The following is a 15565-nucleotide window of genomic DNA, read 5'->3' as shown; positions in this document are numbered from 1 at the left end:
TGTCAGCCGGATGCGGACACACTGACGGTGATGGGCGCCTACTCCCGGGTGAGTTCCTCGAGCCTTCGGATGACCGCGGCCCTCACCTCAGGCCCGATTCCCTGGTCCTCGAGCAGGTCCGCGAGCCACAAGCCGTCAGCCGCGAGGCGGCAGATGAGGGAATTGATGTCCTGGGGACTGACCTCACCGGACTTCAGCTGGAGGTCTTCCTGCCAGCTGCAGTTCCAGCGTTCACGAAGGTCGGGCTCCACCATCATGCTTCCAATCAGCGCCCTCAAGCCCCGGATCTGCTCGGGGTTGGCGGGGCTGGAGACCATGGCACGGAGATACGCACGTGCCTCGCGCCCATGAGCGTCCGGGTCGTCCGCGATGTTCGCGTGGAACGACTCGATGAACTGCTGGTTCATCTCGTCGAACAGCGCGTCGAGCAGCAGCTGCTTGCTCTTGAAATGATGCTGGAGGCCGCCCTTCGTCACCCCCGCGTGGGCCGCGACAGCCTCGAGCGTCACGGCCTGGGTCCCCCCCTGCGTGACGAGCTCCGCCGCGGCGCGGAGAAGCTGCGCGCGGATGACGTCGGGCTGCTTCTTGCGTTGGTGCGCGCTCGTCATGCACCCAAAACATGCCGTCCGGATGGATTCTTTTCAACCTTCATTTGAGGGCCTCGAAAGCCCCCTCATTTCAGGCACTTACGTCCGACTGGTTCCCCAGACGCTCAAGCGCGAGGCTGCTGGAACGGCTCCATCTGGGCCGCCAGGGCGCGCTGGAACGCGGGCCGGGCCTCACAGCGTTCCTTGTAGGCCTTCAGCGTGGGAAAGCCGTCGAGCACGTCCGTGTGCCGAAGGATGCGGAGCACCGTCACCATCATCAGGTCGCCCGCGCTGAAGCGGTCCTCCAGGTACTCGCGCTCACCCAGATGCGCCGCGAGTTCGCCCAGGCGCTCCTTCAGCGACTCCACCGCGCCCGGCCTGCGCAGCTTCGCCCACTCCTCCTGGGCGAAGAACAGGTCCACCTCGGCGAGCGGCTGAATCATGATTTCAATGGAGTTGAGCGCCGCGAAGAGCCACGTCACCGCGCGAGCCCTGGCCGCCGCGTCCGCCGGCAGCAGCGCCTCACACTTGTTGGCGATGTGGAGCACGATGGCGCCTGATTCGAAGAGGACCAGGCCTTCCTCCTCCAGCACCGGCACCTGGCCGAAGGGTTGGAGCTTGCGGTAGTCGGGCGAGGCCTGGACTTTGTTGTCGATGAGCCGCACCTGGTACGGCAGCCCCGCCTCTTCGAGCGCCCACCGCACCCGGAGGTCCCGCACCAGTCCCTGTGCGAACGGCGGAACCCACTTGAACGCGCTGATGGTCATCATCGTGATGTCTCCTGGTCGGTGAGCGGTGTGGACGCGCCGAATCTCGCCATCCGGCGCAGCGCTCTCAAGCACGCGACCTGGGCTCCGTCAACGCGGTAACGGTCCTCGGGCGTCCTCTGGCAGCGCTTTCGGCGCGCTCTCCCGGCGAAGTCGCCCTGGTCCAGCTTCCACGCGGCGCTCATGGTGAGCAGCCGGCCAATGTGGATGTCCATGGCCGTCCCCCACTTCCAGCAGCCGGTGCGCGTCCGGAATCTCCAGGCCGTCGAAGACGATTTCGCAGTGCCCGCCGTGCTCCTCCGGTCCCATGATGGGGATGCGCCGCTTGATGCGCCAACCCGGCTGGTCCGCGTCGAACAGGAAGGCCCTCAGCCCCTCTTCGCGAGCGCGGGCCCGCACCCGGGCCACCACATCCTCGCGGAGGTTCTCGCGTGCATCGAAAGCGTCGGGCTGCTTCTCCAGCGGCAGCACATGCTGCTCGACGAAGTCCCTCACACGCAGGCGATAGTCCTCGACCTCGGCGACAGGGAGAAATCCAATTCGAGTTCCAGGGAAACGGCGTGTGACTGGACTCACAACGTGGAGCAGCGGTGGACGCCGCAGGACATCGAGCCGGAGGCCCGCCAGCGCTCAACGCTGGACCGCGAGGATTCGCCCTCCGGGCACGTCCACTGCGTAGGTCGCGCCCATGTCGAGCACGATTTCCCGCTCATGCTCGGCGCAATTGCTGGGGCTGAAGGAGAAGCGAACGAAAACGATACCCTCGGGCCCAGGAGCGGTGGCGGCGTTGAAGGCCTCGCGCCGGTAGAGGCACTGCTCCAGCGGCGTAGCGCCTCGGTGCGGCTTCGTCCCCAGGGGCCGAAAATCCTCCATGGCCAGCGCGATGGCCGCGACCATGGGGCCTGACAGTTCATGAAGCCCCTCTGTTGGCAAGTCGCGAGGAAACGTCACGCGTGCCGCTTCCTCCGGTGATGCATGAACGGGACGCGAGGCCGGTCGAAAGAGGGCACATCCAGGCAGCAACATCATCAACAGGAGCGTGCGTTTCATGCGGTCACCTCGCCAACGTCACTCGCTGCCGACGTCCGTGATACGCCCATACCGCTTGTCCTCGTTCTTGATGACGCCAATCAGCACCCACTGCTTCCCCCGCCTCACGTACGCCTCTCCAGGACGAGACTCGTTGACGTAGGGGACCAGCTTCATGACGGTGCAATCCGTGTCGAACTGGATACGAATCATGAAGCGCTGGAGGTCCGCCTGCCTGTCCTCGGGTGACATCTCCGAGGGTGCCCATGGATGGCTGTGGTAGTCCGCGATGGGCGCCGTTCGCCCACGCGCGTCCACCACATAGCGAGGTGGCATGCACCGCTTGCGATTGCTGGGCCCGACCATGACGGTCGTCCCCAAGGGGGAGCCGTAGGTCGCGTAATAGGTCCCGTCTCCAAGGGAATAGAGCGCGCCGCAGTACTCCTGGCCGTACTCGCCATCGCGAGCCCGTGGCAGTTGAATGATGGCGGGGCACAGTTGATCGATGACTTCGTCCAGGTCCCTGGATGGCTGGATTTTGGGCCAAGGCCCGCGAGCCCATACCGAACTGCCGCGGAACCCGAACCACGCGTCGTGCCCTGCCCGGGTGTACCAGTCACCACTGCTGCAGGCAGCCATCACCACCAGCAACATTCCAAGTCGGCGAGGCATCCATTCCACCTGACCTACCGGACGCAAATCCGGCTGAAATGCGGCGAATGCACACGGCACTGCATAGCGACGATGCCCCATCCGAGCGCCGTGTCAATCACTCAAGCGCGAGGCTGCTGGAACGGCTCCATCTGAGCCGCCAGGGCGCGCTGGAACGCGGGCCGGGCCTCACAGCGTTCCTTGTAGTCCTTCAGCGTGGGAAAGCCGTCGAGCACGTCCGTGTGCCGAAGGATGCGGAGCACCGTCACCATCATCAGGTCGCCCGCGGTGAAGCGGTCCTCCAGGTACTCGCGCTCACCCAGATGCGCCGCGAGTTCTCCCAGGCGCTCCTTCAGCGACTCCACCGCGCCCGGCCTGCGCAGCTTCGCCCACTCCTCCTGGGCGAAGAACAGGTCCACCTCGGCGAGCGGTGTGGACGCGCCGAATCTCGCCATCCGGCGCAGCGCTCTCAAGCACGCGACCCGGGCTCCGTCAACGCGGTAACGGTCCTCGGGGTGTCTCCTCCGGCAGTGCCGTGGGCGCGCGCTCCCACACCCGCCGCACCAGCTCCGGAAACACCTTGGACACCTTGCCCAGCAGGTAGTCGCCGTAGGTCCCCTGGAAGGCGTGGACGCTGGCGCCGTCCCAGCGGCGTGCGCGGTCCTCGTCCACGTCAGCGCCCGCGCCGCGTGGCAGGGGGTGGACCTCGGCGGCGAAGTCCGGGTCGAAGAAGAGTGGGAAGGACAGCCTGTCCTTGCCGCTCACGTTCTTCACCCGGTGCGGCGTGGAGCGGTACCACCCGCCTGTCATCCGGTCGAGCATGTCGCCGATGTTGCACACCAGCGTCCCGGGCAGCGGCGGTGCCTCCACCCAGCCGCGCGGCGTCTTCACCTGCAACCCGCCGTGGTCGTCCTGGGCCAGCAGCGTGAGCAGGCCGTAGTCGGTGTGCTCGCCCACGCCCCAGCTCTCCTCCTCGCACTGGGGCTCGGCGGGGTAATGGAAGACGCGGAAGAGCACCGTCGGGTCCGCCGTGTAGTGCCGCCGGAAGTAGTCCGCGTCCAGGCCCAGGCTCAGCGCCACGCCCTCCATCAGCGCATGCGCGGCGCGCGTGCAGGCCGCCATGTAGTCGAGCACCGCCGCGCGCAGCTCCGGCACCTCCGCGGGCCACAGGTTGGCGCCGTGCAACGGCCAGCCGGCCTTTACGCGCGGGTGCTCGCTTCCGAGCTCCGTGCCCAGATACAACCCCTCCTTCCGGTCCGGACGCCCCGAGGTCAGCTCCCCCCCGAGCGGGAACCAGCCCCGCCACGCGACACCGCCCATCGACATGGCGATGGCCTCCTTCGCCGCCCGGGGCAGCGCGAAGAAGCGGTGGCTCTCCCGCTCCAACCGCGCGAGCACCTCGCCGGACACGCCGTGGCCCGTCACGTAGAAGAAGCCGCTGTCGCGACAGGCCTGCTCGATTTCACGCGCAACGCGCGCACGCTCGGTGACGCGGGATGCATCGAACAGTGACGCCATGTCGATGACGGGCAAGCCGCCCCGTGCGGAATCCGGACCTGTCATTCCCGGGAGCCTACACAGGTCTGGACCCCGGCAGGGCGCGGCGCGAGAGTCCGCCCGCCGCCATGCCGACGCATTCCCCTCCGGAAGCTCCCCACACCGCTCTGTCCACCGGGCTCGTGTGGCTGATGGCCGCCGCCTCGGGCGCCACCGTCGCGAACCTCTATTACAACCAGCCGCTGCTGGGAGACATCGGCGCGGCCCTGGGGGCCTCGGGGAGCGCGCTGGGGCTGGTGCCCATGCTGACGCAGGTGGGCTACGCGGTGGGGATGCTCTTCATCGTCCCGCTGGGCGACAGCCTGGAGCGGCGGCGGGTCATCGTCACCATGAACACGCTGGTGGCGCTGGCGCTCGTGGGCGTGGCACTGGCGCCGACGCTCCACTGGATGGTGGCCGCGAGCTTCGTCGTGGGCGTCACCACCATCATTCCCCAACTCCTCGTCCCCTTCGCGGCGCACCTGGCGCCCGCGGCGCAGCGAGGCCGGGTGGTGGGCACCGTCATGAGCGGTGTGCTGATTGGCATCCTCCTGTCCCGGACGGCGGCGGGCTTCGTCGGGACGCACCTGGGCTGGCGCGCCATGTTCTGGATTGCGGCGGGGCTCATGCTCGCGCTGGCCGGCGTGCTGCGCTTCACGCTGCCATCCCAGCCGCCCATGGCCTCCATGCCGTATCCGCAACTGTTGCGCTCGCTCATCCACCTGGCGCGCACCGAGCCCGTGCTGCGGCTGCATGCGGTGCTGGGCGCACTCAGCTTCGGCGCGTTCAGCGTGTTCTGGTCCACGCTGGCGCTGTACCTCCAGAGCCTGCCGCAGAAGTACGACGCGCAGGTGGCCGGGCTCTTCGGCGTCGTGGGCGTGGCGGGCGCCGCCGTGGCCCCGCTGGTGGGCCGCTACGCCGACAAGCGCGGGGACCGGCGCATCAACGGCGCGGCCATCGTCGTGCTGCTGCTGTCCTTCGTCGTGATGTGGCCCCTGGGGCGCTGGCTGTGGGGCATGGCGCTGGGCGTGGTGCTGCTCGATTTGGGCGTCCAGGCGAACCAGATTTCCAATCAGACGCGGGTGTACTCGCTGCGTCCGGAGGCCCGCAGCCGGCTGAACACGCTCTACATGGTGACGTACTTCGCGGGCGGCGCCGCGGGCTCGTGGCTGGGGACCTTCGCCTGGACGCACTGGGGATGGAGCGGGGTGTGCGCCTCCGGCGCCGCGCTGTGTGTCGTGGCCCTGTTGGCGCTCAAGCGAGGGCCGAAGGGCACTGTGCCTGAAGCGGCGGAGGCCTGACGCTCCGCCGCTCGAGCCAGGCCCAATCGCTCAGGAAGCCTTCTCCGCCGCCAGCGACACCAGGAGCTGCTTCGCCTTCACCTGGCTGCCCACGGACACGTTGAGCTCCGCGACAGTGCCCGTGACGTCCGCCACCACCTGGAACTCCATCTTCATGGCCTCCAGCACCACCAGGACGTCCCCGGGCTTCACCGCCGCGCCCACCTGCGTGTCCACGCGCAGGATGCGCCCATCCATGGGCGCCGCCAGCCGTCCGCTGCCCACGCCGTCCGACTTCGACGGCGGACGGAACGTTACGTCCGTCACGGCGTGCGCCCCCGAGCCCAGGTCCAGCCACAGCGTGTCCCCGTCCCGCAGGTAGCGTGCGCGGCCCCGCGTCCCGGCGCTGGCGAATTCGAGCACGCCCGCGGACAACCCCAACACGGACACGTCGAACGACGCATCCCCCACGCCCACCTCGTACCCTTCCGCGGACACGGGCTGGACGGTGACGGACGCTTCCGCGCCACGGCTCGCGAGCTTCATCCGCACGGGGTGGCGGTGGGACGTGTTCCAGTTCAGCAGGGACACATCCAGTCCCGCCGTGTCCGCCAGCTTCAGGCCTTCCTCGTGGAAGAGCAGCGCCGCCGCCAGCGCCCGCGCCTTCGCGTTTGCCTGGTACAGCCCTTCCACCTCCGACGCCGCCGCGTGCTTCGCGATAAACGCCGTGTCGTACTCCCCTGAACGGAACGCCGCGTGCTCCAGCACGTACAACAACAGGTTCTTGTTGGTGGTGACGCCGAACACTGTCAGCTCGCGCAGCGCCTCCACCAGCCGCCGGCGCGCCGTCTCCCGGTCCGGGCCGTGCGCAATCACCTTCGCCTGCATGGAGTCATAGAAGGGCGGAATCGCCTGCCCCTCCCGCACGCCGTGGTCGATGCGCACGCCCTCACGCACCGGCAGCCTCCACGCCAACAGCCGCCCGGCCTGGGGCGCGTAGCCCTTCGCGGGGTCCTCCGCGCAGAGGCGGACCTCGATGGCATGCCCCGACGCAGAAATCGCCTCCTGCGTCCGGGGCAGCTTCTCCCTCGCCGCCACGCGGAGCTGCCACTCCACCAAATCCAACCCGGTAATCAGCTCCGTCACCGGGTGCTCCACCTGGAGGCGCGTGTTCATCTCCATGAAGTAGAAGTCACCGCTCGGCGCGAGGAGGAACTCGATGGTCCCCGCTCCCCGGTAGCCAATGGCCCGGGCCGCCGCCACCGCCACCTCACCCATGCGCGCGCGCAGCGCCGGGCTCACCGCCGGTGACGGACTCTCCTCCACGATTTTCTGGTGCCGGCGCTGCACCGAGCAGTCCCGCTCGCCCAGGTGCACCACGTTGCCGTGCGTGTCCGCGAAGACCTGGACCTCCACGTGCCGCGCGTCGATGACGGCCTTCTCCAGGATGAGCTCGCCACTCCCGAAGGCATTCGTCGCCTCCGAGCGCGCCGCGCGCAGGGCCGCGCGAAGCTGCGACGCCTCGTGCACCAGCCGCATGCCGCGCCCGCCGCCACCCGCCGCCGCCTTGACCATCAGCGGGAAGCCGATGCGCTCGCCCTCCACCGCCAGCGCCTCATCATCCAGGTCGGACGCCTCGTAGCCAGGAATGCAGGGCACGCCCGCCGCAATCATGCGCAGCTTCGCCTGACGCTTGTTGCCCATCAGGGTGATGGCCTCGGCCTCCGGGCCGATGAACACCAGGCCCGCGTCGTGGCAGGCGCGCGCGAAGTCCGCGTTCTCCGACAAGAAACCGTAGCCCGGGTGGATGGCCTCCGCGCCGGACGTCTTCGCCGCTTCCAGAATCTTCCCGATGACGAGGTAGGACTCCTTCGCCGGAGACGGACCAATGGCCACCGCCTCGTCCGCCGCCAGCACGTGCGGCGCGCCGCGGTCCGCCTCGGAGAACACCGCCACGGTGCGGTAGCCCAACCGCTGGCAGGTCCGAATCACCCGGACGGCAATCTCGCCGCGGTTCGCGATGAGGACCTTCTTGAAACGCTCCATCGTGTCCGCTCCTCTCACAGCCGCGCGACGCCGAACGTGTTGGGATGGACCTGCCGCCGCTTCGCCTCACGGCACACCGACAGCGCGAACCCGAGCACCCGCCGCGTGTCCCGCGGGTCGATGAGCCCGTCGTCGAACATCCGCGCGCTGCAGTTGAACGGGTGCGACTCCTTGTCGAACTGGTCGATGATGGGCTGGCAGAACGCCTTGATTTGCTCCTCGTCCACCGCTTGTCCCTGCCGGGCCAGCTTCTCCCCGAAGACGATGGACATCACCTTCGCCGCCTGCTCGCCGCCCATGACGGCGGTGCGCGAGTTGGGCCACCCGAAGATGAAGCGCGGATGGAACGGACGGCCGCACATGCCGTAATTTCCCGCGCCGAACGCGCCGCCAATCAGCACCGTGAGCTGCGGCACCGTCGCGTTGGCCACGGCCTGAATCATCTTCGCGCCGTGCTTCACGATGCCCCCCTGCTCCGGCTGCGTGCCCACCAGGTAGCCCGTGGTGTTCTGCAGGTAGAGGATGGGTGTGTCCTTCTGGCAGCACAGTTGGATGAACTGCGCCGCCTTCGTCGCGCCGTGGGGTGAAATCGGCCCGTTGTTGCCGATGATGCCCAGCGGGTGGCCGTACAGGTTCGCCCAGCCGCAGACGGTGTGCGCGTCGTACTCGTCCTTGAAGCCGGTGAACTCCGAGCCATCCACGATGCGAGCGATGACCTCGCGGCAGTCGTACGGTTTGCGGTAGTCCACGGGCACGGCGCCGCAGAGCTCGTCGGGCGAGTACACGGGCTCGGCATAGGCGGGGCGCTCGCTGGGCGGGAGCTGCGCGTTCCACCCGAGCTTCGCCACGATTTCGCGGGCCATGCGGATGGCGTCCGCGTCGTCCTCCGCCAGGTAGTCCGCGGTACCCGCCACCGTGGCGTGCATCTGGGCGCCACCCAGCTCCTCATCCGTGGCGACTTCCCCCGTGGCCGCCTTGAGCAGCGGCGGGCCCGCGAGGAACACCTTCGCCTTCTTCTTCACCATCACCACGTAGTCGGACAGGCCCGGCAGGTACGCGCCGCCCGCCGTGCTGGAGCCGTGCACCACCGTCACCTGGGGAATGCCCGCCGCCGACAGCCGCGCCTGGTTGTAGAAGGTCTCCCCGCCCGGGATGAAGATTTCCTGCTGGTACATCAGGTTGGCGCCGCCGCTCTCCACCAGCGACACCATGGGCAGTTTGTTCTCCAGCGCCAATGCCTGCGCGCGCAGCGCCTTCTGCACGCCCCACGGCGACGCGGTGCCACCCTTGATGGCGGAGTTGTTCACGAAGACGATGCACCGCACCCCGGACACGTAGCCGATGCCGATGATGCTGTTGCCACCCGCCAGAGAGCCGTCGCTGTCGTCGTGGTAGCCATAGCCACATAGCGTGGACAGCTCCAGGAAGGGCGATCCCCGGTCGAGCAGCAGCATCAGCCGCTCGCGAGGCAAGAGCTGCCCTCGCTTGTGGAACTTCTCCTTCGCCTGGTTCTCCGTGTTCCGGACCTTCGCCTCGATGGCGCGCAGTTCGGAGACGCGGGCCAGCATGTCCGCGCGGTTCGCCTTGAAGGATTCGGAGCCCGGGTCGATTCGCGAGGTGATTCGTGGCATCGGTCTACTCCTGTCCTTCGCGCAGCAGCGCCTCGGGAATGTCCATGTGCCGCGAGCGCAGCCACTCGCCCAGCGCCTTGCCCTGTGGGTCGAAGCGGGTGGACGAGGAGACGCCCTCCCCCAGCAAGCCATCGACGACGAAGTTCAGCCCCCGCAGGTTGGGGAAGACGTGCCGCTCGATGCGCAGCGGCGCGGCCTCCGGGAGCAGTTCGCGCAGCTTCTCTTCCGTGAGCGCATGCGCCAGCCACCGCCAGGCCGCATCCGTGCGCGCCCAGACGCCGATGTTCGCCGTGCCGCCCTTGTCACCACTGCGCGCGGCGACGATGCGCCCCAGCGGAACCCGGCGCGTGGGGCCGTCCGGCACTCGCGGTGGCAGCGGCGGTGGCTCCACGGACTCCAGTGCGCGCGTCTCGCCGGGAGGCGTGATGGCGGTGCGCGTTCCGTCCTCGAGGACGGCGACATGCTCCACGCGCCCCGCTTCGACATAGGCCGGCGTGTAGACGCCATACGGCGCGCCGTCCGAGGGAGGCGCCGTCATCGTGAAGCCCGGGTAGCTGCCCAGCGCCAGCTCCACGGCCGCGCCGCTGAAGGCCCGGCCCACCACCTTCGCGTCGGCGTCCTTCACCACCACGCGCAGGAAGGCGGCGGCCTGCTCTTCCGTGGCCGCGTCCTCGCGGTCCGTCCGCGTGAGCATCCACTGGAGCTCCTTCGGCTTGCGTGTCAGCGCCGCTTCCAGTTGCTCTCGCGCCAGCCGCGCCTTCTCCTCGATGTCCAACCCCACCAGGATGAACGTCGCCTCGTTCCGGTAGCCCCTAGGTTGTTGAGGCACACCTTCACCGTGGGGGGAGGCGGCTCGCCGCGCACGCCGGAGATGCGGACGCGGTCCTTGCCATGCGACGCCAGGGCGATGGTGTCGAAGCGCGCCGTGGCGTCCGGGCCCGCGTACCGCGCCCCGGTGATTTCATAGACGAGCTGCGCCAGCACCGTGTCCACCGTCACCGCGCCGCCCGTGCCCGCGTGCTTGGTGATGACGCTGCTGCCGTCCTCGTACAGCTCCGCCAGCGGGAAGCCGGGGCGCCGCGCGTCCAGCTCCGTGAAGAAGGAGAAGTTGCCCCCCGTGGCCTGCGTGCCGCACTCCAGGACGTGGCCGGCGACCATGGCCCCCGCCAGCCGGTCCCAGTCATCCACCTTCCAGCCGAAGTGCGCCGCCGCCGGGCCCACCACCAGCGAGGCATCCGTCACTCGTCCGGTGACGACGATGTCCGCCCCAGCGCGCAGGCACGCGGCGATGCCCCACCCGCCCAGGTACGCATTCGCGGTGAGCGGCGAGCCCAGGCCCAGCGCGTCCGCCTGCCCGGAGAGGTCATCCCCCTCCACGTGCGCCACCTGCACCTTCACGCCCAGCTTCGCGGCGACCTCACGGAGCGCGGTGGCCAACCCCGCCGGGTTCAGCCCTCCCGCGTTGGTGACGACCTTGACCTTCTTCTCCGCCACCAACGCCAGACACTGCTCCATCTGCCGGAGGAACGTCTTGGCATAGCCGGTGGACGGGTCCTTCATCCGGTCCCGGCCCAGAATCAGCATCGTCAGCTCGGCCAGATAGTCGCCAGTCAGGACGTCGAGCTGGCCGCCTTCGAGCATCTCCCGGACCGCCGAGAAGCGGTCTCCATAGAAGCCCGAGGCATTGCCGACACGCAGGGGGGACGCAGGCATGAGCTCTCCACTCGGCAGCAACGAAGGACGCGTGAGTCTGGGCAGGCGGGTCTAAAAAAGCAAGCGTGCTTGCTTTTTTAACCCTTGGCTCGCATCCTGGCCGGGTGAGTGAGGCATCCGGCACGCCCGGCAGGCAGGAGCAGGAGCGCAGCCGCGTCACGCGCCAGCGTCTGATGGAGGCGGCCATTGGTGCGCTCTCCGAGCTGGGGTGGGCGGGCGCGACGATGACTGTGATTGCCGAGCGCGCGGGTGTGTCCCGGGGCGCCTGTCAGCACCACTTCCCCACCCGCGCCGACCTGGTGGCCGCTGCCGTGGAGTACGTGGGGCACCAGCAGGTGGAAGCCGTGCTGCGCAAGGCCGCCCAGCTTCCAGCCGACGCGCGCCGCACGGAGGCCATCCTGCACATGTTGGCGGGCATCTACCTCAGCCCTGTCTTCACCGCCGCGGTGCAGCTGTGGGTGGCCGCGGTGGCGGACGCTGAGCTGCGCGCGCAGCTCGCCCCGCTGGAGGCCCGCGTGGGGCGGGAGTTCCACCGGCTGACGGTGCAGTTGCTCGGCGTGGACGACAGCGTCGCGGAGGTGCGCGAGCTGATTCAGGGCACGCTCGACCTCATCCGGGGACTCGCGCTGGCCAACCTGTTGAGGGACGACAGCGCGCGCAGGAAGAAGGTCCTCCACCGCTGGGCGCTCACCCTGGACGAGGCCCTGAGTGTCCGGCGCACCCGCAAGGGCTGAGGACCAAAGGTTTCATGAACGACCTCCACATCAGGAGCTGACCATGAGCTACCGCTCTCTCTTCGCACCGGGCTGTTTCAGCAACCGCACCATCGTCGTCACCGGCGGCGGCAGTGGCATTGGCCGCTGCACCGCGCACGAGCTGGCCGCGCTGGGCGCCAACGTCGTCCTGGTGGGCCGCAAGCCCGACAAGCTGGAGGCCGTCGCGCGGGAAATCCAGGAGGACGGCGGCAAGGTGTCCTTCGAGGTGCTCGACATCCGCGACGAGGAGGGCGTGAAGGCCACCGTGGCGCGCATCATCGCCGCGCACGGCCCCATCCACGGCCTGGTCAACAACGCAGGCGGGCAGTTCCCCTCGCCGCTGTCGGCCATCTCCAAGAAGGGCTTTGACGCGGTGGTGTCCACCAACCTCACCGGCGGCTTCCTGATGGCGCGGGAAGTCTATCTCCAATCCATGAGCAACCACGGGGGCGCCATCGTCAACATGCTCGCGGACTCGTGGGGCGGCATGCCGGGCATGGGGCACTCCGGCGCGGCGCGCATGGGCATGCTCAACCTGACGCAGACGGCCGCCGTGGAGTGGGCCGCGTCCGGCGTGCGCGTGAATGCCGTGGCGCCCGGCTGGGTGGCCTCCAGCGGAATGGACAGCTACAAGGACGAGGGCGTGCGGGCGATGATTCCCCTCCTCAAGAAGGAGGTGCCGCTCCAGCGGCTCGCCACCGAGTCCGAGGTGAGCGCTGCCATCGTCTTCCTGCTCACCGACGCCGCGGCCTTCATCACCGGCGAGGTCATCAAGATTGACGGCGGTGCTTCGTGCAACACGAAGATTTTCCCGCTGGAGGAGACCACCGCCTCCAAGCCCTACGAGGGCTTCCACCGCGCGTCGGCGCCGCGCATCCTCGGGGGTGAGTCGAAGGAGTAGGAACAACACCCCGCTTCCGCACAGGACGGGCGGAAGCGGGGCTGGCTGTGGCTAGAGGCCATCCGGATAGCAGAAGCCGTAGGTGCGGTCGTAGCCACCACCGGAGAGCGGGTAGGACACGTAGCCCAGCTCCTCACCCGCGCCGCAGTCCGAGCGGGCGCGGGCGTAGGGGTAGCAGTAGCTGGGGCCGGAGCCCGTCACGTTCGCGCAGACGCCGCGCGCACCTTCCGTCCCGCAGAACTCGGCGAAGGACAGGGTGCACTGCTCACCGATGAGCGCGGCATCGAAGTCGAAGCCCGCCGGCTGCATCACCGACTGAGCCTGGCACAGGCCCTGGACGCCACACACGGTGCCCGAGGGGCAGCCCGGATCCACCGCCATGTAGTCACACGTCGCCAGGCACTGGCGCGGTGAGCCCCAGGCCGAGGTACAGGCGTAACCCTCCTCGCAGTCCGTGGTCGCCAGCTCGTACTCGCTCGTCGCCGCGGTGTAGGTGCACGCCTCGCCCTGCGTCTTCGTGCCGAGCGACCGCTCCAGCGTGCCGTCATCCGCGGCGCGGTTGGTGGCCACGCAGGTGTGGCCGGAGATGTTCGCCGTCAGCGAGCCCTCGCGAGGGTCACACCCGCCGTGGCGGGCGGTGTTCCACGTCGCGAAGCGAATCCACCGGCACTCGCCCTCCGCCACCGGCACGGTGCCGGTGTACGGCGCGTAGAGCGGCGGCGCGGCCACCGTCTGGCGCAACGTCACGTTGGCCAGCGCGCCAATCGTCTGCTGCGGCGACACCTTGAGCGCGAGCATCAGCGTGCCCGACTCCGCCACGAAGGTCTTCGCCGTGGAGGTACCGGAGTCCTGGACACCCCAGACGCACTGTTCGCACGTGAAGAGGTTGGTGCCTCCAGTCGCCAGGTCATAGACGCCCGGCGCCGTATTCACATCCAGCCGGATGCGGGCGACATCCGCCACCGCCGGGTCGCCCTGGTCGGAGAACGAGCCGACGTAGGTCGGCTGCGGGCCATACTGCACCGGCGTCCGCTCGATGCCGTTCGTCAGCTCGCCCATGGTGATTTCGGTACACCCGGCGGGTGGCGTCAGCAGCGCCGCCTGCTCTTCCGCGGCACGCAGCGTCTCCTGCTCAGCGGCAGGAGGAGGGGGGTCCAGCGGCTTCTCCGGCGCACCACAGCCCACCACCGCGGTCAGCAATGCCACACTCCAACGCCACCCACCTGTAAATGCAACTCCAGAACGTCGATTCCTCATGAGGTCTTGCCCAGTTGCCGTCCCGGCCATTTCGCCTTGCCTCGATAGATTCGAGGTAAAGCGAGAATTAGACGCAGGGTCTGACATCAGACAACGGGCCGCTCCAGCCCCTGACGAATACTTTCGCGGCGGTGCCTATTGGCTTTCACGCCGGGGTGGGTTGGCCCAAGTCGAGCGACTGCGAGACAGCCCGCCCGCGGGCAAGCCTCCGGTCACTGGCTCTGGTAAGAGCGCGCGCATGGCAGCAGCGCCGGAGGGTGAGTGCCTCCGGCCGCTGCACCTCTGTGCGACTTCTCCCAAATCAGGCAAGCCGAACGACGCGGCACTTCTGGCACAGAGGATACTCGGCGATGAATCCACTGATTCTGGCCAGCATCTCTTCGTAACTGCGGCCATACATGTAGAACGCCGTTTCCGTGGGCCCCTGCCAATGGCTATGAATCATGCCCTCTTCGCCCAGCAAGCGCTCGCATTCGTCGTGGACGTGATTGCTATCGCACGAGGCATAGACCTCCGCGGGCAAGTCCGTGCCGTTCAGGTACAGCCCCAGCCCTTCATCTGAGCCGAACGGAATCGAGCCCTCATCGTCGGGCAGAATGACCTCGGAGCCCTTCGGCGCCAGCATCTCCCCCACCACGGCGGCAACCTTCTCCGCGAGTTCGCGCGAGTAGTCATCCAGCTCGATGTCGATGTCGCAACGCTCGATCTCTCCATCGGGCGCCATCAGCGTTCCTCCGCCGGTGACGCGTGCGCCCAATCCCAGCGTTTCGGAAACCTCGTCGAAGGCATCCTCCAACTCGGCCCGGTGCATGGGTTGCAGCCGCGCGTTCAACGAGAGCACGATGAGACCCGGCTTCTTCTTCTTGAAAAATCGAAGCATCGCTTCAGTCCTATTGCGTTGGAACAGGTCAATCCTGGTCCCTGCATCCAGCTGACGGAGCCTATGGCCGGAAGCGCACGATGCTCACGTCGAGGGCGCCGGCTTCCACGTCCAGGACCTGGCGCATCAGCTCGAGCGCGCGCGCCTCATTGAAGCTGCCAGAGCCCGCACCAATGACAGGGAAGGCCACGGAGCGCAAACCCTGCTCGCGGGCCTTCGCCAGGGCATTGCGGACGGAGTCCTGGATGGAGCGCTCCGAGGCCCGCCAGAGCATGTCGATGCCCGCGACGTGGATGATGGCTTTGAATGGCAACCGCCCGGCGGAGGTCACCACCGCCGAGCCCAGCGGCATGGGGCCCGCCTTCGCCACCTCGCGGAAGGGCCCTACCCCACCCCGGCGCTTGATGGCGCCGGACACCCCCTGCGGCAACAGCAGCCACCAGGGGATGATGTTCCGGTTCCAGGCATTGACGATGGCCTCCACCGGCTGGTCCAGCAAATCCCCTTCGACGACAGAGACGGGCATGGCGCG

16 protein-coding genes and 1 pseudogene are annotated in these 15565 nt (G+C 68.4%); 3 read left to right on the top strand and 14 right to left on the bottom strand.

What is annotated here, in order from left to right; translation table 11 throughout:
• Positions 1 to 38: 38 nt before the first annotated feature.
• From OZ403_RS00330 to OZ403_RS00300, 7 genes are all read right to left on the bottom strand, one after another.
• Complete coding sequence (locus OZ403_RS00330; RefSeq protein WP_140796874.1) at positions 39 to 608, bottom strand: TetR/AcrR family transcriptional regulator; 570 nt, start codon at positions 606 to 608, stop codon at positions 39 to 41.
• A gap of 104 nt (positions 609 to 712) precedes the next feature.
• On the bottom strand, positions 713 to 1357 hold the full coding sequence (locus tag OZ403_RS00325) for a glutathione S-transferase family protein (protein ID WP_268783212.1): 645 nt from the start codon (positions 1355 to 1357) through the stop codon (positions 713 to 715).
• A gap of 87 nt (positions 1358 to 1444) precedes the next feature.
• The gene (locus OZ403_RS00320) at positions 1445 to 1849 is read right to left on the bottom strand and encodes a hypothetical protein (protein WP_268783211.1); all 405 of its coding nucleotides are present in this window, start codon (positions 1847 to 1849) and stop codon (positions 1445 to 1447) included.
• Positions 1850 to 1984: 135 nt separating this feature from the next.
• On the bottom strand, positions 1985 to 2404 hold the full coding sequence (locus OZ403_RS00315; RefSeq protein ID WP_140786564.1) for a hypothetical protein: 420 nt from the start codon (positions 2402 to 2404) through the stop codon (positions 1985 to 1987).
• A gap of 18 nt (positions 2405 to 2422) precedes the next feature.
• Complete coding sequence (locus OZ403_RS00310; RefSeq protein ID WP_268783210.1) at positions 2423 to 3055, bottom strand: hypothetical protein; 633 nt, start codon at positions 3053 to 3055, stop codon at positions 2423 to 2425.
• Positions 3056 to 3156: 101 nt separating this feature from the next.
• A complete protein-coding gene (locus OZ403_RS00305) occupies positions 3157 to 3489 on the bottom strand; it encodes a glutathione binding-like protein (RefSeq protein ID WP_268783209.1) in 333 nt (110 codons plus the stop codon).
• 37 nt (positions 3490 to 3526) lie between these two features.
• On the bottom strand, positions 3527 to 4597 hold the full coding sequence (locus OZ403_RS00300) for an isopenicillin N synthase family dioxygenase (protein ID WP_268783208.1): 1071 nt from the start codon (positions 4595 to 4597) through the stop codon (positions 3527 to 3529).
• 62 nt (positions 4598 to 4659) lie between these two features.
• On the opposite strand from OZ403_RS00300, the gene OZ403_RS00295 reads away from it, so the two are divergent.
• On the top strand, positions 4660 to 5871 hold the full coding sequence (locus OZ403_RS00295; RefSeq protein WP_140786561.1) for an MFS transporter: 1212 nt from the start codon (positions 4660 to 4662) through the stop codon (positions 5869 to 5871).
• Between the two features lie 30 nt (positions 5872 to 5901).
• On the opposite strand, the gene OZ403_RS00290 is transcribed toward OZ403_RS00295, so the two are convergent.
• The 4 genes and pseudogenes from OZ403_RS00290 to OZ403_RS00280 all read right to left on the bottom strand — a co-directional run.
• On the bottom strand, positions 5902 to 7896 hold the full coding sequence (locus tag OZ403_RS00290; protein WP_268783207.1) for an acetyl-CoA carboxylase biotin carboxylase subunit: 1995 nt from the start codon (positions 7894 to 7896) through the stop codon (positions 5902 to 5904).
• Between the two features lie 14 nt (positions 7897 to 7910).
• Positions 7911 to 9527, bottom strand: coding sequence for an acyl-CoA carboxylase subunit beta (locus tag OZ403_RS00285; RefSeq protein WP_268783206.1), 1617 nt, complete (start codon positions 9525 to 9527; stop codon positions 7911 to 7913).
• Between the two features lie 4 nt (positions 9528 to 9531).
• On the bottom strand, positions 9532 to 10065 hold the full coding sequence (locus OZ403_RS39565; protein ID WP_442929829.1) for an AtuA-related protein: 534 nt from the start codon (positions 10063 to 10065) through the stop codon (positions 9532 to 9534).
• Positions 10042 to 11168, bottom strand: a pseudogene (locus OZ403_RS00280) (acyclic terpene utilization AtuA family protein); the annotation flags it as partial. The gene OZ403_RS39565 and the pseudogene OZ403_RS00280, both read right to left, overlap by 24 nt.
• 137 nt (positions 11169 to 11305) lie before the next feature.
• On the opposite strand from OZ403_RS00280, the gene OZ403_RS00275 reads away from it, so the two are divergent.
• Positions 11306 to 11974, top strand: a complete 669-nt coding sequence (locus OZ403_RS00275) for a TetR/AcrR family transcriptional regulator (protein WP_140796868.1) — start codon at positions 11306 to 11308, stop codon at positions 11972 to 11974.
• Between the two features lie 43 nt (positions 11975 to 12017).
• Entirely contained in the window at positions 12018 to 12896 is an 879-nt protein-coding gene (locus OZ403_RS00270; RefSeq protein ID WP_140796867.1) for an SDR family oxidoreductase, read from the top strand.
• 51 nt (positions 12897 to 12947) lie between these two features.
• Here OZ403_RS00270 and OZ403_RS00265 read toward each other — a convergent pair whose 3' ends face one another.
• From OZ403_RS00265 to OZ403_RS00255, 3 genes are all read right to left on the bottom strand, one after another.
• Positions 12948 to 14102, bottom strand: a complete 1155-nt coding sequence (locus OZ403_RS00265) for a hypothetical protein (protein ID WP_237080884.1) — start codon at positions 14100 to 14102, stop codon at positions 12948 to 12950.
• Positions 14103 to 14454: 352 nt separating this feature from the next.
• On the bottom strand, positions 14455 to 15033 hold the full coding sequence (locus OZ403_RS00260; protein ID WP_140786555.1) for a hypothetical protein: 579 nt from the start codon (positions 15031 to 15033) through the stop codon (positions 14455 to 14457).
• A gap of 61 nt (positions 15034 to 15094) precedes the next feature.
• On the bottom strand, positions 15095 to 15559 hold the full coding sequence (locus OZ403_RS00255; RefSeq protein ID WP_140786554.1) for a macro domain-containing protein: 465 nt from the start codon (positions 15557 to 15559) through the stop codon (positions 15095 to 15097).
• Positions 15560 to 15565: the final 6 nt, after the last annotated feature.

This window comes from Myxococcus sp. NMCA1, assembly GCF_026810205.1.
In the GTDB taxonomy this organism is placed as follows: domain Bacteria; phylum Myxococcota; class Myxococcia; order Myxococcales; family Myxococcaceae; genus Myxococcus; species Myxococcus xanthus_A.
The sequence above is the reverse complement of the archived record's forward strand: the minus strand, read 5'-3'. Positions and strand labels throughout refer to the sequence as shown.